The following is a 21,162-nucleotide window of genomic DNA, read 5'->3' on the forward strand; positions in this document are numbered from 1 at the left end:
GGAACTCCCGCCTGTGCGGAAGTTCCTTTTTTTCTTAATGTCCGGCTTTTATTCCGGCGAGATGTTTGCGTCCCATGAGAAGGACAAGCATGCCGACAAAAACGACGAGCCCGCCAACTGTATATGGCGTGCTTGCGGTGAAGTGTTCTGACAGCATTCCCGCAATCCACGGAGCGAGCGCACCGCCGATAAAGCGGACTGAGCTGTAGGCTGAAGACGCGATTGAACGTTCAACCGGCGCAGAACCCATCACAGCGGTTGTCATGATCGTATTCACCATACCGAGCACGGCACCGGCGACAACGATACATGTAATGATCAACGTCTGATGGTCAGTCCAAATCCCCATGACGATGAGAATGACCGCAAAGGCGATAAAGAGAACGACGAGCGAACGCACTGTTCCCAGCGCTTTGTGCACGAGCGGAGCCGTAAAGACTGACGTAATTGCCAGCAATAACCCCCAGCCGAAGAAGACGTATCCAAGACCGTGTTCATCTAAATCCAGAACGAACGGAGAATAAGCAAGCAAAATAAAAAATCCAAAGTTGTATAAGAATGCCGATACGGCCATCGTTAAAAGGCCTTTATATTTGAGCGCCTTCATCGCATCAAACACACCGACGCGTTTTGCCGGTTTCGGCAGCTTCGGCAGCATGAGTGAAATCGCGCAAAGCGCTATAAACATCAGGACAGACACTCCGAAGAACGGAGCGCGCCATGAAATGCTGCCAAGCTCTCCGCCTGCAAGCGGCCCGACGGAAATCCCCAAGCCGAGCGCGGCCTCATACAAAATAATGGCTTTGGCGCTGCCGCCGACAGATACCCCGACAATGACAGCAAGCGCGGTTGAAATAAAGAGAGCATTCCCAAGCCCCCAGCCGCCGCGATAGCCGACAAGCTGAGCGATTGAACTTGAGCTTCCGCCAAGGGCGGCAAACACGATGATAAAAATAAGTCCGAGAAGCAGCGTCCATTTGGCGCCGATCCGGCTGGAAATCGCGCCGGAGAAAAACATCATAAAACCGGTAACGAGCAAATAACTTGTAAATAGCAGAGATACTTCACTAGGTGAAGCATGTAATTGTGCGGCAATCGCCGGAAGTATCGGGTCGACGAGTCCGATTCCCATAAAGGAAATCACACAGGCAAACGCAACCGCCCAAACGGCTTTCGGCTGGCTGAATAAACCTGTTTTCTGTTGTGATGATGTATCCATTTGATCAGACCTCCTATTTAATCCATTAAAAGAAACGCTATCTTCATAGCGTTTACAGCAAAATCATTCGATTGATTGAATGGCGCGGTCAGCTTTTTCTTTCATTCCGTTAAGGCGCTCTTTAAAGTGCAGAAATGTGCTGATCTTCTCATCAATCATCTCAAGCTGGTGGTTCAATGCGTGCTGAAGCTCTTCCAGCTTTGCTTTCCGTTCCTTCGGATCCAGTGACAACAAGTACCCCTCTTTGTTTAATTCCAGCTGACGGCTCATCTCCATAAACTGCTGAAGCTCCTGAAGGGAAAAACCGAGCACTTCTTTAGTGCTGATGACTTTTTCAAGCTCCTCCATATCATCTTCAGAGTAAAGCCGGACGCCGCCTTCTGTCCGTTTAGGAGCAGGAATCAAACCAATCTCCTCGTAAAAACGAATGGTTCGTTTTGTCAATCCGCTTCGTTTGGCAACTTGATCAATCTTCATCCATTCCAAGGTGAATCCCCCTCTTGTCGTTTCTGTTTCTATTATACACCTTTTGAACCTTAACGTAAACGTGAAGTTTTGAAAAGAAATTTTCACTGGATAAACATCCATACCGCATAATGGGCATCTGTTCATGACAAAAAAAGCCGGTATGACCCGCCATTTTCTTTGGGCCGTACCGGCTTTTTTTAATTCTCAAGTTCTTCGATCATCAGTGACAATTCGGTCCAGCGCTCCATCGCCGCTTCAAGCTCTTCAGCCGTTTTTGCCTGTTCGGCCATCAGTTCTTGAATCTTTCCGAAATCACTTCCCGCTTCAGCGATTTCCGCTTCCAGACGCTGATGCTTTTCTTCAAGGCCGGCGATTTTATCTTCGATGCCGTCCCATTCGATCTGATCCTTGTACGAAAGCTTTTTGCGCTTTTTCTTCGGCTCTTCTTCCGCCTTTTTCTCTTCGGCCGGCTGTTTTACCGCAATCTTCTTCGCTTTTGCGTATTCCATGTATTCACTGTACGAACCTTGGAAACGCGAAATGACGCCTTGTCCTTCAAATACGATCAGGCGGTCCACGACACGGTCAAGGAAATAGCGGTCATGGGATACGGTAATGACAACGCCCGGAAACTGTTCGATATAATCTTCGAGCACGCTTAATGTTTCTGTGTCCAGATCATTGGTCGGCTCATCTAAAAACAGCACATTCGGCTCCTGCATCAGTACATTCAGCAAGTACAGACGGCGCTTTTCCCCGCCTGACAGCTTTCTGATATATGTCTGCTGCATCGGGCGCGGGAACAGAAAGCGCTCAAGCATTTGTTCCGCGGTGATGACATCACCTTCCGCCGTCTTGACGATTTCAGCCGTCTCTTTTATATAGTCAATGACTTTCATATCGCCGTTCATTTCGCTGTGGTCCTGGGTGTAGTACCCGATCCTGACCGTCTGCCCGATGGTGATGCGGCCGCTGTCTGGCTGAATTCTGCCGGCGAGGCTGTTTAAAAGTGTCGTTTTCCCGATTCCGTTCGGCCCGATGATGCCGATTCTTTCACCCGGGATAACAAGCTCGTTAAATTGGCTGATCAGCGCTTGGCCGCCGTAGGTGAGGGTGACGTTTTCCGCTTCTATCACCTGTTTTCCGAGACGGTGGGAACCGATCGCGAAATCGAGCGATCCGGAGACTGCCGGCCCTTTTTGCTCCTTGAGCGCCTCCGCTCTGTCCACTCTCGCTTTTTGTTTCGTCGAGCGTGCTTTCGCCCCTCTTCTGAGCCACGCCAATTCGCGGCGCAGGAGGTTTTGACGTTTCGTTTCTTTCTGCTCTGCCAGCGCTTCCCGTTCGGCCCGTTTTTCCAGGAATACTTCATAGTTTCCCTTATACGTATAAAGGCTGCCTCTCTCAAGCTCGTAAATTCTGTTCGTCACCCTGTTCAGAAAATACCTGTCGTGCGTGACAAGCATGACGGCGCCGGGATATTGCGATAAGTAGCCTTCCAGCCATTCAATCGTTTCATTGTCCAAATGGTTTGTCGGTTCATCCAAAATAAGCAGGTCAGCCGGCTGGATGACGTTTTTCGCAATCGCGACGCGCTTTTTCTGGCCGCCGGACAGCTCGCTGACATCCTTCATCAAGTCGGTGACACCGAGCTTGGTTAAAACCGTTTTGGCTAATGTATTCGCTTCCCACGCATCATTCGCATCCATTCTCGCCTGCGCATCAAGCAGGTGCTTTTGGCGCTGTTCATTTTCCGGCTCTTCATTCAGCTCCTGAAGCGCTTTTTCGTACTCCCGCATCGTTCTCATAACGGCTGAGTCACCGGAATAAATATGCTCAAGGACGGTTTGTCCGGCAGGAAGATCGGGATCCTGATGCAAAAACTCAATATGCACGTTTCCTGAAGCCGTCATCTCGCCTTCCTCCGTTGATTCAAGGCCGGCAATGGTTTTCAGAAGCGTGGACTTCCCCGTTCCGTTCGGGCCGATTAAACCGATTCTTTCATTCTCTTCAATATGAAAGGAGATATGGTCGAATAATGTCTTTTCTCCGTATGTTTTATAAAGATTTTCCGCTTTTATGATGCTCATGGTTCCTATCAATCCTCACGTAAGTTCATGTGTTCATTTTAAATCAGGCGTTGGAATAAAACTAGTAAAAGGGCAGACAAATTTCTTGGAAGCGATCATTTTGTCCGAAGAATGTTTCCGCCTCTCCTTTTATACACTGGAGGTGAAGAGGTGATGACATGATCAGCATCAGTTTATGCGTTATCGTGAAAAATGAAGAGGAAGTGCTTGCGGGCTGTCTTGATTCCGTCAAAGACATTGCGGATGAAATTGTGATTGCTGATACGGGGTCGACCGACCGGACGAAAGAAATCGCGGCCCGTTATACGGATAAGATTTATGATTTTGAATGGATCGATCACTTTGCGGCCGCCCGTAATTTTGCGTTTTCGAAAGCGGAAATGGAATATATTCTGTGGCTGGACGCCGACGATTTGCTGACGGAAAAGGATCGTGAAAAGCTGATTGAACTGAAGGCGTCGCTTTCAAAAGAGGTGGACGCGGTATCCATGTATTATCACGTCGGCTTTGATGATCGGGGAGAGGTCAGCTTCAGATACCGCCGCAACCGTCTCGTCAAGCGGGAAAAAGGGTTCCGCTGGATCGGAGCCGTGCATGAGTATCTGGAAGTATACGGAAACATTATAGAAACCGATATCGCCGTCACACACCGCAAATCCGAGAAAAAGCACTCGCCTCCCTCAGACCGCAACCTGAGGATTTACGAGAAAATGGCGGAAAACAGTGAAACGATGACACCGCGCGATTTATTTTATTTCGCGAATGAATTAAAGGATCACGGCCAGTATCAGCGCGCCATTACGTATTATCACCATTTTCTTTCCACTAAACAGTGCTGGATCGAAGACGAGATCAGAACGTGCCAATACCTATTCGATTGCTACAGGGCGGTCGGCCATGAAGAGGCCGCCATGACGTCGCTCTTAAAATCATTTTTGATTGATTGTCCGCGGCCGGAGTTTTGCTGCAGGCTCGGCGACTATTTTACGGAGAAACGGCAATACCGGCAGGGCGTGTTTTGGTATGAGCTCGCCCTATCCGCCACATACAGCGATTCAGGCTTTACCCAGCTCGAATATTCCACCTGGTATCCTCATCTGCAGCTCTGCGTCTGCCACTGGCAGCTCGGCGACAGAGAAAAAGCGAAGATTCATAACGACAAAGCCGCCTCCTATCACCCGTCACATCCGAGCGTACTGTATAATCAAAACGTGCTCGGCACATAACATCGAAAAAAGAGCTGCCCCCTGTAAGAGGGCAGCTCCTTATTCATTACGCCGTCGGAATACCTCCGCTGACACTGTAGATCTGGGATGTCACATAGCTCGATTCTTCTGATGCCAAAAAGACATAAATCCCTGCAAGCTCCGCGGGCTGGCCGGCACGCTGTAATGGCACGGCCGGTGTTTCCTTGCCGAATTTCGGAATGTTTTCACCGGGCTGTCCTCCGGAAATCTGAAGCGGCGTCCAGATCGGCCCCGGCGCTACAGAGTTGACTCTGATTCCTTTATTCGCCAGCTGCTTTCCTAAGCCAACGGTAAAGCCGATAATGGCATGTTTTGTCGCGGCATAATCCAACAGCATCGGACTTGGATTGTACCCTTCGACAGAAGTTGTGGTGATAATAGACGCGCCTTCCGGCAGATACGGAAGCGCCGCTTTGACGAGCCAATACAGTGAGAAAACATTAACTTCGAATGTTTGATAGATTTGTTCTGTGGCAAGATCGCTGATATCATCCACTGCCTGCTGTTTGCCGGCGACAAGAGCGAGCGTGTCAAGACCGCCAAGCTCTTGATACGCTTTTTCCGCCAATTCTCCGCAAAACGCTTCATCGCTTAAATCTCCGGGGAGGAGAACGGCTTTTCTTCCTTCTTTTTCAATTAATGCTTTCACTTCTTCGGCATCCGGCTGTTCCTCAGGCAGATAGTTAATGGCCACATCCGCCCCTTCCCGGGCATAAGCAATCGCAGCAGCCCGTCCGATCCCCGAATCGCCGCCGGTGACGAGGGCTTTTCTTCCCTTCAGCTTGCCTGCTCCTTTATAGCTTGTTTCGCCGCAGTCCGGCACAGGCTTCATCTCTTTCTGCAAACCGGGCGGTTCTTGATATTGTTTTGGAAATTCATCATGATCATATTTCGTCAGCGGGTTGTGCAGATTTGCATCAGACATACAAAACTCTCCTTTATCATTGGTGATGTATTCGTATGTGTACCCCTGAGCATGACGGATCAAACGTGTAAGTGCAGTTTCCGATTGATAAACGAAAACAAAAAAGGAGCCCGTAAGCTCCCCTTTTTTATGAATCCCCGAGCACGTTTTCAGCCATTTTCGCTAAATGCTGGGCGCTTCCTGAAATCTCCTGCATCGTGGCAGAAATTTGTTCAACCGCCGCCGCTTGGCCGTCTGTGTTCTGGTTGATGGATTCAATAGAGTCCTCCAGCCCTTTCAGCAGGCTGTGGATTTTTTTCGTAATCTGGTCAATTTGTCCGACGTTGTCTTTTGAATGAGTGGCAAGTTTGCGGATCTCATCCGCCACCACGGAAAAGCCCTTGCCGGATTCTCCAGCTCTCGCGGCTTCAATGGCCGCATTCAAACCGAGCAGATTGCTTTGATCTGAGATGCCCTTGACAGTGACGGAAATGTCGGCAATTTCTCCCGCGCTTTCACTGACTTGTTTCGCCTGAGCGGAAATCCCGGTCATCTGTGCTGAAAAGCCGCTGATGGATTCTGAAATATCCGCGATGGCTGAAGCGGTCTGTTCCACGACGGCGGACAGGCTTTCAGCGACATCATGAAGCTTGGCTGATTTTTCAAGGCTCGTGCCGAGACCGACGCCGCCGATGACTTTTCCGTTTTCATTGTGAAGCGGAATCGCTCTGGCGATCAGCGGAAATCCGAACAGCTCTTTCGGCACCATGCTTGTCTTCTTCTGATTCATGCGTATCGCGTCTGTAATGATGTCCCCTTTTTGGAGCGGGTCTCCCGGCTTTACGTTAAGAGAAAACGTTTTAGCCGGAATATTCACGATTAATTTTTCTGTATCATAAATCCCGATGGTGATGTCATCTTGGATCAGGCTGTTTAAAAAAGGCGCAACTTTGACAAAAGCGTCAAGCAGGCTGTGCGTTTGCTGTTCCGTCTGTATACTCATTTCTTTCACTCCTTCTTAATATGGGAATTGCCGTTTTTCATGCTGAACCGAAATCCATTTCAGCGTAGTGAATTCTTCCAGGCTCCATTCGCCGTTCAGCCTGCCGAGACCTGATTGCTTCTCGCCGCCGAACGCGACATTCGGTTCATCATTAATGGTCGTATCGTTGACGTGAATCATGCCGGTTTCGATCCGCTTAGCAAACTCAACGCCGCGCTCAACGTTTGCCGTATGCACGGCTCCGCTTAAACCGAACGGTGTCGCGTTTGCGATGCTTACCGCTTCATCCTCCGTTTCAAACGGCATAATGCAGACGGCCGGACCGAACAGTTCCTCTTTTGCGATACTCATCTCAGGCTTTACATCTTTTAAGATGACGGGTTCAGCTACCGTTTTGCTGAATCGGCCGGAAAGCACCGGAACCGCTCCCTCTTCTATCGCTTTTTCAACGGACCGTTTCAGACCTTCCACCTGTTTCTCATTGATTAAAGGCCCGATCACCGTATCAGGGTCCATCGGATCGCCGACTTTCAGCGATGACACTTTCGCTTCGTAAAGCTCTGTGAATTTGTCATATACAGATGTGTGAACGAGCACGCGGTTCGCCGACATGCAGATCTGGCCCTGATGCGTAAACCGGCTGAATACGGCGGCATTGACGGCGTATTCGAGATCAGCGTCCTCAAGCACGATCAGCGCGCTGTTTCCGCCAAGCTCCAAGAGCGGTTTTTTAAAGTGCTTGACCGCAAGCTGTCCGATATAGCTGCCCACTCCGGTTGAACCCGTAAATGAGATAATCCGCGGCACGGGATGCTCAACAAAACTGTCGCCGATCTCCCCGATATCCGTCACGATGACATTCAGCAGCCCGTCCGGTACGCCGGCCGCTTCAAAAATCTTCGCAATCAGTGTTCCGCCGCAGATCGGTGTTTCTTCATGAGGCTTCAGCACAACGCCGTTGCCCGCTCCGAGTGCCGGCGCAACTGATTTCACCGAAAGGAAAAACGGGAAATTAAACGGGCTGATGACACCGACGACGCCGGCTGGTATTCTGTACAGCCTGTTTTCTTTTCCGTCAATCGTGGACGGGAGAATTTTCCCTTCCATCCGCACCGGAAATGTTGCGGCTTCTTTTATCATATTTTTGACAAGTCCGATTTCAAACTCAGCCTTCAGCCTTGTTCCGCCAAGCTCCTCCATGATTAAGTAAATGATCGCTTCTTCGTGCTCTTCGATGAAAGATACGGCTTTTTCCAAAATGGCCCGCTTTTTAAAAGGATTGACTTTGTCCCATTCTTGTTTCGCAAGAGCTGCGGCGCGATACGCCGCATCCACGTCATCAGGCGTCGCTTTTCGGAATGAGGTGATGACTTTCTGAGTATAAGGATTTCTGTTTTCCAATACGTTCCGGCTGCTCCCATCCCTCCATCGGCCGCCGATAAACTGCTTATTTAGTTCTTCATATTGAAACATGTAAACATCTCCCTTTCACCGAAACTTGAAAATAGTTGATGAGTCATTTTTTGTATCGGTCTTAACGTGAGAAAATTGAACTATTTCACAATAAAATTACTGTTCCTTCCGCACATCGACGCTTTTGAGCTTTTTCCTTTTAAAGTGGAAAATTCTTTAATTGACTGTGCGAAATTTCGACAATATAATACAAACGTCAGTGTATATAATGATATGAATATTATGAATTTTCAGGAGGACTCATATGTCTTTATTATTTCGGAAAAAGCCGATCGCCGACTTAAAGGCCCAGAGCAAACAGGCCGGTCTGGCCCGCTCGTTAAGCGCTTTTGACTTGGTTTTACTCGGAATCGGCTGTGTTGTCGGCACGGGGATTTTTGTGATTACCGGGACCGTGGCCGCAACAGGGGCAGGACCGGCTTTGATTCTGTCGTTTGTGCTCGCGGGCCTTGCCTGCGCGCTCGCAGCGTTTTGTTATGCGGAATTTTCTTCATCCATTCCGATTTCAGGCAGCGTATATACGTACTCCTATGTCACTCTCGGAGAATGCCTCGCGTTTTTAATCGGATGGGACTTAATGCTTGAATATGTCATTGCGCTCTCCGCCGTCGCAACCGGCTGGTCATCGTATTTCCAGTCGCTTCTTGCGGGCTTCGGGATGCATCTTCCGGAGGCGCTGACCGCCGCACCCGGGAGCAAAGCGGGCGCTGTGCTCAATCTGCCGGCCGTTATTATTATTTTGGTGATTACCGCGATTGTTTCAAGAGGCGTGAAAGAAAGCACCCGCTTTAATAATGTCATTGTTTTGATGAAAATTGCGATCATTTTGCTGTTTATCGTCGTCGGATTCGGCTACGTGAAACCGGAAAACTGGTCGCCGTTTATGCCGTTCGGAATGAAAGGCGTCATCACGAGCGCCGCGACCGTTTTCTTCGCGTATCTCGGATTTGATGCCGTGTCAAACGCATCGGAAGAAGTGAAGAACCCGCAGAAATCAATGCCGATCGGGATTATCGGCGCGCTCGCCATCTGCACCATCCTTTACATTACCGTGTCGCTCGTTCTGACGGGAATGCTTTCGTACACTAAATTAAATGTCGGAGATCCGGTATCATTCGCGCTCCAATTTGTCGGCCAGAACAAAATCGCGGGCATTATTTCCGTCGGCGCGATTATCGGGATTACAACAGTCATGCTTGCTCTGCTGTACGCTCAGGTGCGTCTCACATTTGCGATGAGCAGAGACGGTCTTTTGCCCCGCGTATTTTCCAAGGTGCATCCGCGTTTTAAAACACCGTTTCAAAACACCTGGGTGACGGGGATCGTTGCCGCCGGGATCGCCGGTTTGATTGATCTGGGAACCTTGGCGCATCTCGTCAACATGGGAACCTTGGCGGCCTTTACGGTCATCGCGATCGCCGTCATCGTTTTAAGAAAGAAACATCCGGAGATCAAATCTTCCTTCCGTGTTCCTTTCGTTCCTTTTGTGCCGATCATCAGCGCATGCTTATGCCTCTATCTCGCAAGCAGCCTGCCCGGCGTGACATGGCTTTCCTTTGTCATCTGGATCGCCGCCGGGATCGTCGTTTATATGGTTTATTCGCGAAAACACAGTTTATTAAACAAATAAAAAGGGAGGCTCTTTTTTCGATTTGAGAAAGAAGAGCCTTTTTTGCTCTTGATCATTCATTCACCTTATGAATAATATGGTGTATGCTTTGCTTACATAAAAGGAGGAGAATCACTTTGGCAATTGCCGCACCGATGAAAGAAAAACCTGTCCATCGTCCCGATGCAACCATGTATTCCATTTTATTGATTATCGGGATTTGTCATTTGCTGAACGATTCACTGCAAGCGGTGATTCCGGCGATGTTTCCTATTTTGGAACGTTCCATGAGTCTTACCTTTACACAGCTCGGAATGATCGCCTTTACGCTGAATATGGTGTCTTCCGTAATGCAGCCCGTCATCGGCTGGTATACGGATAAACGCCCGATGCCGTATGCCCTGCCGCTCGGACTCACCGCAAGCATGCTCGGCATTTTAGGGCTCGCGTTCGCCCCGTCTTTTCTGACGATTTTATGCTGCGTATTTTTTATCGGCCTTGGCTCCGCCGTCTTTCATCCTGAAGGATCGCGTGTCGCTTACATGGCCGCCGGCGAAAAGCGCGGCTTGGCGCAATCGATTTACCAAGTCGGCGGAAATACCGGCCAGGCGATGGCGCCCCTGATTACCGCGCTGATTCTCGTTCCGCTCGGTCAATTCGGCTCTGTCTGGTTTACGCTTGTCGCCGCAATTGCTGTGCTGTTTCTCATTTATATCGCCAAATGGTATAAAGGCCGCCTGATTCATTTGCGCGCCGCAAGTAAAAAATCACCGGCTGCCGCTGTGGAGACCGTGATTACAAAGCCGATTATTCTTGCCCTTATCATGATTATCTTCCTGATTTTCGCGCGTTCCTGGTATGTGAGCGCGATCGGCAACTTTTATACGTTCTATGCGATGAATGCCTATCATGTCAGCATTCAGCAGGCACAGAGCTACATCTTCGTCTTTTTATTCTTCGGGGCTGTCGGAACGTTTCTCGGCGGGCCGCTGGCAGACCGTTTCGGAAAGCGGAACGTCATTATCGTATCAATGATGGCATCTGCTCCCTTGACGATTTTCCTTCCGTTTGCGGGGCCTGTCATCGCCTATGGCGTACTGGCGCTGATCGGCGTTGTCCTGATGTCCAGCTTTTCTGTGACCGTTGTCTACGCGCAGGAGCTCGTCCCGGGTAAAATCGGCACGATGTCAGGGCTTACGGTCGGGCTCGCCTTCGGAATGGGCGCGATCGGAGCCGTTGCGCTCGGCGCCCTCATTGATTCCGCGGGATTGACGCCGACCATGACAGCCGTCGCCTTTCTGCCCGTTTTAGGACTGCTCGCGTTTGTCCTGCCGAGCGACAAAACATTAAAAGAATGGCATTCATAGAAAAATCCCTGCCTTTTCGGCAGGGATTTTATGTTTCAACCGTATAAAAATGAGTGTCAGGAACCGCATATCTCGGAATAAACCCGTCTCTGAAATCGGGAAACGCCTTTTGAATTTCATCAATCCATTTTTTTATGTTTTTGATGTACGGCACGTAAATCATATTGACTGTCGCCTCGTCATCAATGTGATAGTACCAGCAGAGATTGAATTCGTTCTCCGTGACGAGCGTAAAGCCTGAAAAATGATAAAAAATCAGCGGGGTGTCATTGACATATACAGCCCCGTCACGCTGGCTGACTTCGTATTGCTCAATATTCCACAGCGCGGCATTCGCGCCGATCGACTCCGTGACATGGACGTGCTCAAACTGCGCGGGCCACTTTTCAACATACCTTTGGTCACCGTATGTCTTTTTTTCTTCATTCATCTCCACCGTACAATAGGAGATGCAATCCTGTCTCCACTGCCAGACCGCCCGATACGCCTCCTCGGTATTCCGCGCGCCGACAAACCCGGTGTTGTACTGCCCGGTCAGCTTGTAATAAGACGCAAACCGTTCTGAATTGCGGTGATCCGTCAGGAAAAGAGAAGCATCCGGCTTTTCCGCAAACAGCTCGCCCGCATCTGAGAAGAAAAAGAGATCGGTGTCCAAATGGGCAAAATATTCGGCTTCATCATACTCCGTCATCACATGAAACAGAAATGCCGGCTTCAGCGTCCAGCAATATTCATGAAACGTCCGCCCGCCCTTTGCTTCAAGCAGCTCCGGATCTTCCATTTCATGGAGCTGAACCGCCGTGACATGCTCCCACGGCACCTGCTGAAGCAGTTCATACGCCTTCTTGTCGACACACAGCACATACAGATGAAAATCACGGCAATGCTCATGGAGAGAATGAATCATCGGCATCAGTTTAAAGATATGCGTTCTTGAAACAATGGTTGAAAAATGATATTTACTCACCATATCACATCCAATTTATTTAAGATCCACATGCAGTAAATCAGCAAACAGCGCTTTGAACGCTCTTGCAAAGTGCGTAACGCCCAGCTTTTTTTCCGCTTTTGACAAAAGCTTTTGGGCCTCCGGCAGATGAAAACTGTTCGCCGTGATACGCGGGCTTTTCGTCCTCCAGTCCGGATCGAGGTTGCGGTCTTTAACTGCGTGCATCAGCTCAAGAAAGATGTACAGCAGGCTTTCATATTTCTCATAATCAAGCAGCACTTCAATGTCTGCCATAATGCTGTTGGTTAACTCCGCGTCAAACGGGCCGTTAAACGCGAGGTGCACGTCAAGCGAATGGATGTCATTGTACTTGTCGCACATGTACGCGATATTCGCCCTGATGTCATCAACGGAAGCACAGTTGCTCGGATGCTCCTGATGGACGCTCATGATATCGCGCCGCAGCTGAAACGACAAGCCCGACTGGTGAAGCCTGATGCCGAGATCATAATCTTCAAAACCGTATCTGACAATGCCCTCATCAAACAGACCGAGATCTGCCACGTGCTGCCGTTTGACTGATGAATTGTTCGTAATGAAAAATCGCCACGGCAGACGGTAGCCTTTCAAGTCGTCTCCGTATTTTTCCAAAATGCTTTTCAGCACACGGATAAAATCGGTATCTAAGTCAAAGCATTGGGCGAGAAAGCTTCCGTCTCTGATGGCACTTTCATCAAGAAGCGGCTCTTTATCGCCCGGCAGCTCTTCATACAGTTCGGCGAGCTTTTCCTTGTGCTCTTTTTCAAAACGGTCATAATAAAAGCTGTACAGTCGCTTCCAGAACATACCGCATACGACAAGATCGTCCCGGTTCTCATGAGCCTTGATATGCTTTGCCACCAAATCCTTTTCGGCAAGCATGTCACTGTCATGGAAAATCAAAATATCGCCTCTGGCATTGCGGACCGCCTGATTCCGGCCGTAAGCGATTCCTCTGTTTTCTTTAATTCTCACAAAAATCAGCGGAAAATTCGCGCTGAATGATTCGAGCATGGATAAGGTTCCGTCTTCCGAACCATTGTCAGCCACAATCACTTCGAACGGCTCTGTGCATTCCTGTTCATTCAGGGACAGCAGGCTGTTATAAAGCCGCTCCCTGGAATTATATGCGGGAACTATGACGCTTGCCTTCACTTTTGTTCACTTCCTGTATATAATCATTTATTTGTTATCATCCTCAGATGCGAAGCCGCTGAACTCCGGGCAGACGGCGCTGACCGTCCCGATCACCTGCTTCAGAATGTCTTTGTAAAGCTGATGGACAAACGGCAGGTCGGTCCGGGTCTTCTCGTGAATCTGCCGAATGTCGCCGGCTGTGATGATCCGGTATCCGCTGAAATGATAGAAAATCAGCGGACTCCCGTCTTCGAGCACAAGACGCCCGTCCTTCCATGAAAATGTGTGCCGGCCGTAATTCCAATGGCCGATATTCACACCGGGCGTTGTGATGTCACACACATTCGGGAATAGATCAGACATGTAATCCAAGTAGCCCTGATCTCCGAATTTTCCTTCCCCCGGCGCATTTTTGCATTCTTCAAGGCAGCGTTCTTTCCACCATCTGAGACAATCTGTGCCGGCCCGGTCGTTTTTGAAGCTGAGAAAACCGGAATTATACCGGCCTAAAAGGCGCTGCAGCATGTCAATTTCCTGTTTTTTAAATGAGGGGATGACGATATCGCCCCGTGACAGAAGCACCGAACAATCCGGCTGATTTTCAAAAATCGGGCGCGGATCAGCGAAAAAAAACAAATCGGCATCAATGTACGTGACACGCTCTAAGTCCGGATGTCCGTCCAGCACGAATTCGAGAAATACCGGCTTCACCGTCCAGCAGTATTCGCTCTGGTCTCTCGTCCGCTTCAATTCAAGGAGCTCCTCATTTTCCAGTGCAGACACCGGAATCAGGGTGACATTATCCGGATGCATTGCCTGAAGCACGTCATAGGTGTCTTGATCCATACACAAAGTAAAAATGGGGGCGTCCGCCTGAACCTCTTTCAATGAGCCGAATAAAGCGATGGCCTGATACAGCCTTCCTTTTGATAAAACTGTGCAATATGCGCTTGTCACGTCTTTATCACCTCTGTTTCTGTTACTTTTGAAAAAAGGCTTTATACCATTCGATCGTTTTTTCCAACCCTTCATCAATGGTATGCGCGGGTGTCCAGTTCAGAAGCTTTCTCGCCTTTTCCGCCGACAAATATTGATGCTTGATTTCGTGGCTCCCCTGGTTGAGCACCTTCGGCTTCAAGTCACTGTCCATGGCCTTAAGAATTTTTTCTACAAGTTCCAGCACCGTCAGCTGAATCTCATTGCTGAAGTTGAACGCTTCTCCCGCAAGATTGAGCTCCTCCATCTTTTCCGCCAGCAAAAGGTACGCCTCGACCGCATCCTCAATGTAAAAATAATCACGGATAAATGTGCCGTCGCTGCGGATTTCCGGCGCTTCACCGTTCAGCACGAGCTGAATCGTCTGCGGGATAATCCGGTTGAAATTCAAATCCCCGCCGCCGTACAAGTTGCCGCAGCGCGTAATACAAACCGGAAGGCCGTACGTATTAAAATATGTGTGGCTTATCAGATCGGCACAGCTTTTTGACACATCATACGGATGTTTGCCCTGAAGAGGCATGTTTTCATCATACGGCAGTGCCGGCTGGTCGCCGTATGCTTTATCACTGGAGGCGACGATCACCCGCTTGATGAGCGGATGCCGGCGGCACGCTTCAAGGATGTTCCATGTGCCGAGAATATTGGCTTCAAATGTGGAAATCGGATTGCGGTTTGCGACGCCGACGATCGCCTGCGCTGCTAAATGAAAGACCGTGTCGATTTCATATTCGCCCAGCGCCCGCTCAATCACATCCAGATCTTCAAGAGCGCCCTGCACGATATTCATTTGCTTCACTTGTTCTCCCTGATACAGATTAGATTTGGGCACAGTGTCACGGACAAGTCCTGTCACATTGGCCCCCTGATCGATCAGTTCCTTTACCAAGCAGCTTCCTAAAAGACCTGTACATCCCGTCACAAACACATTTTTATTTTTCCAGAAACTCAAACTTGATCACCATACCTTCCATACATGTTGTCCTTGATCCCACATCTTGTTGATTTCCAACAGGTTTTTATACGTATCGATCGCCGTCCAGAAACCGTAATGCCGATATACCGCCAATTCGCCGTCCTTCGCCAGCTCCTTCAGCGGTTCTTCTTCAAACATGACATCGCTGTCTTTCGGCAGATAATCAAATACCTTCGGGCTGAGCACGAAGAATCCGCCGTTGATGATGCCGTCACTCGAGGTTTTTTCAGAAAAGCTTTTCGCCATGCCGTCTTCGACCGTCAGCGTCCCGAATTGCGAGGTCTTTTCAATACCGGTGACGGTTGCCGCAGCCCCTTTTGATTGATGATAGCTGATCAGATGAAACAGGTTGATGTTGGCCAGTCCGTCTCCGTATGTCATGAGAAAGGTTTCATCACCGATGATGTCCTTTGCCTGTAAAAGCCGCCCCGCTGTCTGCGTGTGTTCCCCCGTGTCTAAAAAAGTGATTTTCCACGGCTCGGATTTTCCCAATATCCGCACTTCTCCGGTAGAGCTGTCAAGCGTCATACTGTGATTCTTCCAGTCATAATCTAAGAAATATTCCTTAATCATCTCTCCTTTGAAACCAAGAAGCAGGATAAATTCGTTCACGCCATAGTATTGATAGAGTTTCATAATATGCCATAGAATCGGTTTTCCGCCTATCATGGCGAGCGGTTTGGGACGTTCATTGGTGATTTCGCTCATTCTCGTTCCTTTTCCGCCGCAGAGAATGACTGCTTTCATCTCTACCCCTCTTCTCTGTGAATATTGGATTCGAAACCGCCCGTACAAGAGAAACCAACCGGATAATTTGTCCGATTCTCTATCACCGGTTTCAAAATCTACTCTAAGATATGAGAGATTGGCGCCCTTTGTGACCGAAAGCTCTCTCTTTTTTCAGATTGGTGAAGATACACACAAAAAAAGAGCCTCACGGAAAACCATCCGTAAGGCTCTTTCTATTATTTATTATCCTCATTAAGCTTTTCTTTGCCGTAATGATATTTAGACGGATCAACCGGCATAAAGTCGCTCAATTTGTGGAATCTGAGCAGGTCTTTGTACATCACGCTGTCAGACAGCTTCAGCTGCTCTGTGACTCTGGCTTTCAGGTTTTTCGTTTCCTGATTGCCTTTCAGTTCTTTTCCTGTCTTCGTATCGTATACGACATTGGAGATAGAAGTATATTTCGGCGTGACGTAGTCTCCGTTACGGAACGTCACCGTATCATCATGGTCTTTCGAGAAGAGATCGGTACCGAAATTAATATATTTCTTAGAATCGATGCCTTCCAAATGAAGGATCGTCGGCACAACATCCATTTCACCGCCGAATGTATGGTTCACTCCGCCTTTTTTGCCAGGGATGTGAAGCATAAGCGGCACACGCTGGTTCTGCGCGTTTTGATAAGGCGTAATTTCTTTGCCGAGAATTTCTTTCATCGCGCGGTTATGGTTTTCAGAGATTCCGTAGTGGTCTCCGTAAATCATAATCACCGAGTTGTCATATAAACCGGATGACTTCAGATCTTTAAAGAACTGTTCAAGCGCTTCGTCAAGATAACGCGCCGTCTGGAAATAGTCATCTACAGTCGCATCGCCCGTTTTCGCTTTTTCGATCGTTGCGTCTTTTTCATCAAGCGTAAACGGATAATGGTTCGTCAGCGTGAGCAAATGCGCATAGAACGGCTGTTTCAGCGATTTAAGCTTCGGAATGGATTCTTTGAAGAACGGTTTATCCTTCAGTCCCATATTGACAAGGTTGTCATCAGACATATCGTATGTGCTGGCATCAAAGAATTTGTCATAGCCGATATGTTTGTAAATCTGATCACGGTTCCAGAATGATTTGTAGTCACCGTGTAAAACGGCGCTTGTATAGCCTTCACTTTGGTCAAGGATGGCAGGAAGCGATTGATACGTGTTTTCCCCTTTTGTCACGAAGGCTGACCCTTCAGGCAGTCCGAACAGGCTGTTATCCATCATCAGCTCGGCGTCAGATGTTTTACCTTGGCCTGTTTGGTGGAAAAAGTTATCAAAGTACGTCATGTCCTCACCGCCGCGGGCGAGTTTATTCAGGAACGGCGTGACTTCTTTTCCGTCAAGTTTGTAGTTGATTAAAAACGATTGGAAACTTTCCAAGTGAATCTTAATGATATTTTTGCCTTTGGCCTTGCCGAAATACTCGGCGTTCGGCTTCGCATAATGCGACGATGTGTAGTTCTCAACGCTCGTCAGGTCATCGCTGCTTGCATATGCCCGCTGCGTTTCCGTCTGCGCCGTCTGCACGCCGTCATAAATCGTGTAATTATAAAGACCTAAGTATTTTACAATGTAATTGCGGTCAAACGTTCTTGTCAGCAGCTCCGGGCGGTCCTCTTCGGCAATCGCCAAGTTAACAAAGAACAAAACAATACCCGTCACGATAATTAAAGACGTATACCGTTTTTTCAGCTTGAATTCCTTCAGCTCACGTCTCCACACCAGAAGTGCGATTAAAATAATAATGTCAACAAAGTACAAAATATCATGGCCGGACATAATGCTGAAGATGCCGTCTCCCATATTTCCGACATTACCGGATTGCTTTAAGTTAGGGAATGTCAAGAAATCATCGAAGAATCGATAGAATAGGATATTCGCATACAAAATAAACGTCATGATGAAATCAATAATCACCATGATAATCGCTGATTTGCGGCCTTTCGCAAACAATGCCAGTCCTAAAAAGAAAATGGCGCTTGAGAACGGATTGATCACTAGCAGAAACTGCTGCGTCGGCCCCTTCACCCCAAGGTTGAATTCAGCATGATAGGCTAAATACGTTTTGGCCCAAAACAAAATAATAGCCAGTACAAAAAAACTAAGTCTGTAAGAAAATAATTTCTTCATGGCAACCTCTACTTTCCTAAACACTTTAAATCTGTATTCTTACTTTTTGCTTCAATTCCTGCTTTCCGAGCAAAACGAAAGCATCACACAGCCCCATAAACACACCATTTTAATAAACGATATATTTATCATTCGTGTCATGCCCATTGAACATCTTATCCCGCCAGCCATTAGACGCAGGATATCCGTTCTTCGTTTCACATTTTTTTCTGGCATTAAAAGGCACCGTTTCAGACCCGGTCTGAAACTAGGAGATACCAAATATAAGAATAACACAAACTACTTAAAAACGAAAAATGAATATCAAAGGCAGCCGCCCGACAGGCGGGCTGAAGTTATTGTATGCAAAGGGATTGAAAAACTTGAATATTTTTTTCCGCCGATGCAAAAAAGGACTGAATGTTTACAGTCCTTGCGCCGTCAAATTATTCCCGAGATCCTGACGTTATACAAAAATGCTTTCTTCACGTATACCTTTTGTTTTTTATAATCCACCCATGCAGCAGAGCTGGCATTTGTGACTGCTTAAACTGTTCTCCACCACCGGTCCTTAACGCGTCTTGCAAATTTTTGTTTCTAATTAGTGAAAAAAATTGCGAACTGGTTTCATCAAACCCGCCAATAAAGGAATTACCCACATGAAATGACACCCCATTTTGTTCTTTGGTCACAACACGCAGCAGCTGTTTAAATTCTTCTAATGTTAAAGAAGCGCGATACTGATCTTTTAAATAGGCTTCTTCCTCACGAGACTGAGCTGTGTTAAGGCCCTCTCCCAAACTCCTTCTATCCAAGTCTACAATATAAATACATGATTGATCTGATAATAGATGGATGAGTGTATTTACAACAGCAAGAGGATTCTTAAAGAGTCCAAAACATAGATGTATGAATATGATGTCATACTTCTTAGACACATATTGCATAATATTTTCTGCATTTGAACATATAAAATCTGCATTAATACCGAGGTTTTTTGCTGAAGAAATTGCTTGGACAGAGGAATCAATACCTGTCAGTTCGATCTCTTGAAACCGATTGTTCAAATATTTAATTACTTGCCCCTGTCCGCAACCAATATCTAATATAGAATACGGCTCTCTATTAAAATTACTGGAGTAAAACGACAGAAATGTCTCAATTGAAATACTTCTAATGGATGAGGTTTCCCTCTCATCATACTGAAAGCTCACTTTACTTTTCTCAGGATGAGAAAACCATGTTTGTGCTTGAATTCTGTTGGCTTCTGACTCTCTGATAATTGTTTCAATTTCCATATAACTGCGACACCTCCAAAGAGTTTACCACTCTGCTTGAGACATTGTCGGCGAAGATGTATTTATTTTCTTTTTGCTGACAGGACGAAAACACTGGATAGTTAAATTATGCACAATATGGAATGCAGCTGCTGATAAAAAATCAAATTGTGCAGCTATTACAGCTATTACAGTAAATACAGTCATATAGGGGGCTGACTTTACACCACCAAGGGGAATATGGAGCAGTAAAAATCCTATCGAGCTAATACACGTACACAATAATACAGAATCAAAGAAGTGTAGTTTAAATAGAAAAGGAATACAAATTCTCCATATTAATTCCTCTGAAACCGCGCATAAGGGCAGGAAAATCAATGTATCAAGTTTATTTACTTTTCTTTTAACAAATACAACAGATTTGTTTTTCCCCTTCCAGATAACATAAGGAAAAAAGAAACCTAAGCCACTAAATAATAAAACACAGTACGCATTATTGCTGTGTATTAAAAAAAAGTTATCATCTAATAAGAAGATGCTGCAACACATAATTCCACCAAAAACGGTGATAATATCATAACTGCGCTGCGGTGTTATAAGACGAGTCAGTTTATTTTCCTTAGTTCTATGCCTGATTTGATACATAACTGTTAGCTTTGAAACATAGGGACCCATCAAATGAATCAGGATCCCTATAAAGATGCAAGCCCTAAACTCCATCATGTTCCTGCAACTAAAGTATATATAGGAGCATCGTCTACTCCATTATGGCCACCAATAAGGTCCATGAGCTCATCATCTATAAACCCTCCGTATGGACGGCTGTGAATATTTTGGGCAGTGGCCAATAAAATCATATTCTGCATCAGATGACCTGCTTCAATAAATATAAATCGATACGAACGATGACCATATTTAAATCTTGATCTCCAAAAGCTAGCCGAAATGACTACAGCGAAAGAAAAGTCCTTTACAGCATCTTCTTGTAACATTATTCTTCCAAAATCCTCTTCAGAATATTTCCCTAGATGAACGAGACCCTTTCTATAAGGATCAAAGTGATATATACCTTTCTCCAAAGAAGCCACCTTATTGCTAACAACATACAGATCCAACGGATAAAGGGCTCCGCCAGAAGGAATAGGGCGTCTAGGACCCTCAGGACGCTCAATTAATCCATAACTACCCTGTAAAATGGTAGAAAGCTGTGCTAATGTTATGTCATTACCGTTAAACTGTTCGATACTTCTCCTACTTTGAATAACTTCATCTAGTGATACACTTGTCTTCAACGGGGAAGGTAATGTAATTAATGGCAAGTCATCAAACCTTTTACCTGCATGAGTAGCGATCTTCTGTAATGTTGCAGATCTCATTAGACCTGCTACCCCTGGCGCGTCCCACGCCATGGAGTTTCGATAAACTTTCGAAGCCTCAAACCAGTTCTCAGAAGGATCATCAAATCTTAGTTTTTCATTGCCATAGACTACATCAACCAAATTAGTGGCATGCCTTTCAATCTCTTTCATTTCGTCAAC

At 47.1% G+C, this 21,162-nt stretch carries 18 protein-coding genes; 3 read left to right on the forward strand and 15 right to left on the reverse strand.

The window, feature by feature from the left end; translation table 11 throughout:
- Positions 1–34: 34 nt before the first annotated feature.
- The 3 genes from ACH32G_RS15095 to ACH32G_RS15105 form a co-directional block, all read right to left on the reverse strand.
- The gene (locus ACH32G_RS15095) at positions 35–1,219 is read right to left on the reverse strand and encodes an MFS transporter (protein WP_016936972.1); all 1,185 of its coding nucleotides are present in this window, start codon (positions 1,217–1,219) and stop codon (positions 35–37) included.
- Positions 1,220–1,282: 63 nt separating this feature from the next.
- Positions 1,283–1,705 carry a MerR family transcriptional regulator gene (locus tag ACH32G_RS15100; RefSeq protein WP_049628076.1) on the reverse strand — a complete coding sequence of 141 codons (423 nt, stop codon included), beginning with the start codon at positions 1,703–1,705 and terminating at the stop codon, positions 1,283–1,285.
- Positions 1,706–1,884: 179 nt separating this feature from the next.
- A complete protein-coding gene (locus ACH32G_RS15105; protein ID WP_188154818.1) occupies positions 1,885–3,774 on the reverse strand; it encodes an ABC-F family ATP-binding cassette domain-containing protein in 1,890 nt (629 codons plus the stop codon).
- A gap of 158 nt (positions 3,775–3,932) precedes the next feature.
- Here ACH32G_RS15105 and ACH32G_RS15110 point away from each other — a divergent pair, with 158 nt between their 5' ends.
- On the forward strand, positions 3,933–5,000 hold the full coding sequence (locus ACH32G_RS15110; protein WP_198698524.1) for a tetratricopeptide repeat-containing glycosyltransferase family 2 protein: 1,068 nt from the start codon (positions 3,933–3,935) through the stop codon (positions 4,998–5,000).
- 46 nt (positions 5,001–5,046) lie between these two features.
- On the opposite strand, the gene ACH32G_RS15115 is transcribed toward ACH32G_RS15110, so the two are convergent.
- The 3 genes from ACH32G_RS15115 to ACH32G_RS15125 all read right to left on the reverse strand — a co-directional run bounded on the left by ACH32G_RS15115 (position 5,047) and on the right by ACH32G_RS15125 (position 8,401).
- Positions 5,047–5,946, reverse strand: coding sequence for an SDR family oxidoreductase (locus ACH32G_RS15115; protein WP_032858503.1), 900 nt, complete (start codon positions 5,944–5,946; stop codon positions 5,047–5,049).
- 127 nt (positions 5,947–6,073) lie between these two features.
- Entirely contained in the window at positions 6,074–6,928 is an 855-nt protein-coding gene (locus tag ACH32G_RS15120) for a methyl-accepting chemotaxis protein (protein WP_448814521.1), read from the reverse strand.
- Positions 6,929–6,943: 15 nt separating this feature from the next.
- On the reverse strand, positions 6,944–8,401 hold the full coding sequence (locus ACH32G_RS15125) for an aldehyde dehydrogenase family protein (protein ID WP_366971629.1): 1,458 nt from the start codon (positions 8,399–8,401) through the stop codon (positions 6,944–6,946).
- 244 nt (positions 8,402–8,645) lie between these two features.
- On the opposite strand from ACH32G_RS15125, the gene ACH32G_RS15130 reads away from it, so the two are divergent.
- Entirely contained in the window at positions 8,646–10,031 is a 1,386-nt protein-coding gene (locus ACH32G_RS15130) for an amino acid permease (protein ID WP_064778016.1), read from the forward strand.
- 116 nt (positions 10,032–10,147) lie between these two features.
- The gene (locus tag ACH32G_RS15135; RefSeq protein WP_448814522.1) at positions 10,148–11,377 is read left to right on the forward strand and encodes an MFS transporter; all 1,230 of its coding nucleotides are present in this window, start codon (positions 10,148–10,150) and stop codon (positions 11,375–11,377) included.
- A 28-nt stretch (positions 11,378–11,405) separates the two neighbouring features.
- On the opposite strand, the gene ACH32G_RS15140 is transcribed toward ACH32G_RS15135, so the two are convergent.
- The 9 genes from ACH32G_RS15140 to ACH32G_RS15180 all read right to left on the reverse strand — a co-directional run bounded on the left by ACH32G_RS15140 (position 11,406) and on the right by ACH32G_RS15180 (position 21,153).
- On the reverse strand, positions 11,406–12,344 hold the full coding sequence (locus tag ACH32G_RS15140) for a putative nucleotide-diphospho-sugar transferase (RefSeq protein WP_198698500.1): 939 nt from the start codon (positions 12,342–12,344) through the stop codon (positions 11,406–11,408).
- A gap of 15 nt (positions 12,345–12,359) precedes the next feature.
- Positions 12,360–13,520, reverse strand: coding sequence for a glycosyltransferase family 2 protein (locus ACH32G_RS15145; RefSeq protein ID WP_049628071.1), 1,161 nt, complete (start codon positions 13,518–13,520; stop codon positions 12,360–12,362).
- 27 nt (positions 13,521–13,547) lie between these two features.
- Entirely contained in the window at positions 13,548–14,459 is a 912-nt protein-coding gene (locus tag ACH32G_RS15150; RefSeq protein WP_342007459.1) for a putative nucleotide-diphospho-sugar transferase, read from the reverse strand.
- Between the two features lie 22 nt (positions 14,460–14,481).
- Positions 14,482–15,450 carry a GDP-mannose 4,6-dehydratase gene (locus tag ACH32G_RS15155; protein ID WP_045927122.1) on the reverse strand — a complete coding sequence of 323 codons (969 nt, stop codon included), beginning with the start codon at positions 15,448–15,450 and terminating at the stop codon, positions 14,482–14,484.
- Positions 15,451–15,456: 6 nt separating this feature from the next.
- Positions 15,457–16,221 carry a glucose-1-phosphate cytidylyltransferase gene (gene rfbF, locus ACH32G_RS15160; protein WP_045927123.1) on the reverse strand — a complete coding sequence of 255 codons (765 nt, stop codon included), beginning with the start codon at positions 16,219–16,221 and terminating at the stop codon, positions 15,457–15,459.
- Between the two features lie 218 nt (positions 16,222–16,439).
- Complete coding sequence (locus ACH32G_RS15165; RefSeq protein ID WP_448814523.1) at positions 16,440–18,368, reverse strand: LTA synthase family protein; 1,929 nt, start codon at positions 18,366–18,368, stop codon at positions 16,440–16,442.
- Positions 18,369–18,832: 464 nt separating this feature from the next.
- Positions 18,833–19,645, reverse strand: coding sequence for a class I SAM-dependent methyltransferase (locus ACH32G_RS15170; protein WP_448814524.1), 813 nt, complete (start codon positions 19,643–19,645; stop codon positions 18,833–18,835).
- A 24-nt stretch (positions 19,646–19,669) separates the two neighbouring features.
- Positions 19,670–20,344 carry a CPBP family glutamic-type intramembrane protease gene (locus ACH32G_RS15175; RefSeq protein ID WP_414831507.1) on the reverse strand — a complete coding sequence of 225 codons (675 nt, stop codon included), beginning with the start codon at positions 20,342–20,344 and terminating at the stop codon, positions 19,670–19,672.
- Complete coding sequence (locus ACH32G_RS15180) at positions 20,344–21,153, reverse strand: SagB/ThcOx family dehydrogenase (protein WP_448814525.1); 810 nt, start codon at positions 21,151–21,153, stop codon at positions 20,344–20,346. Before ACH32G_RS15180 ends, ACH32G_RS15175 begins: the two co-directional genes overlap by 1 nt.
- Positions 21,154–21,162: the final 9 nt, after the last annotated feature.

The sequence above is a fragment of the Bacillus sp. CIS52 genome, from assembly GCF_053545315.1.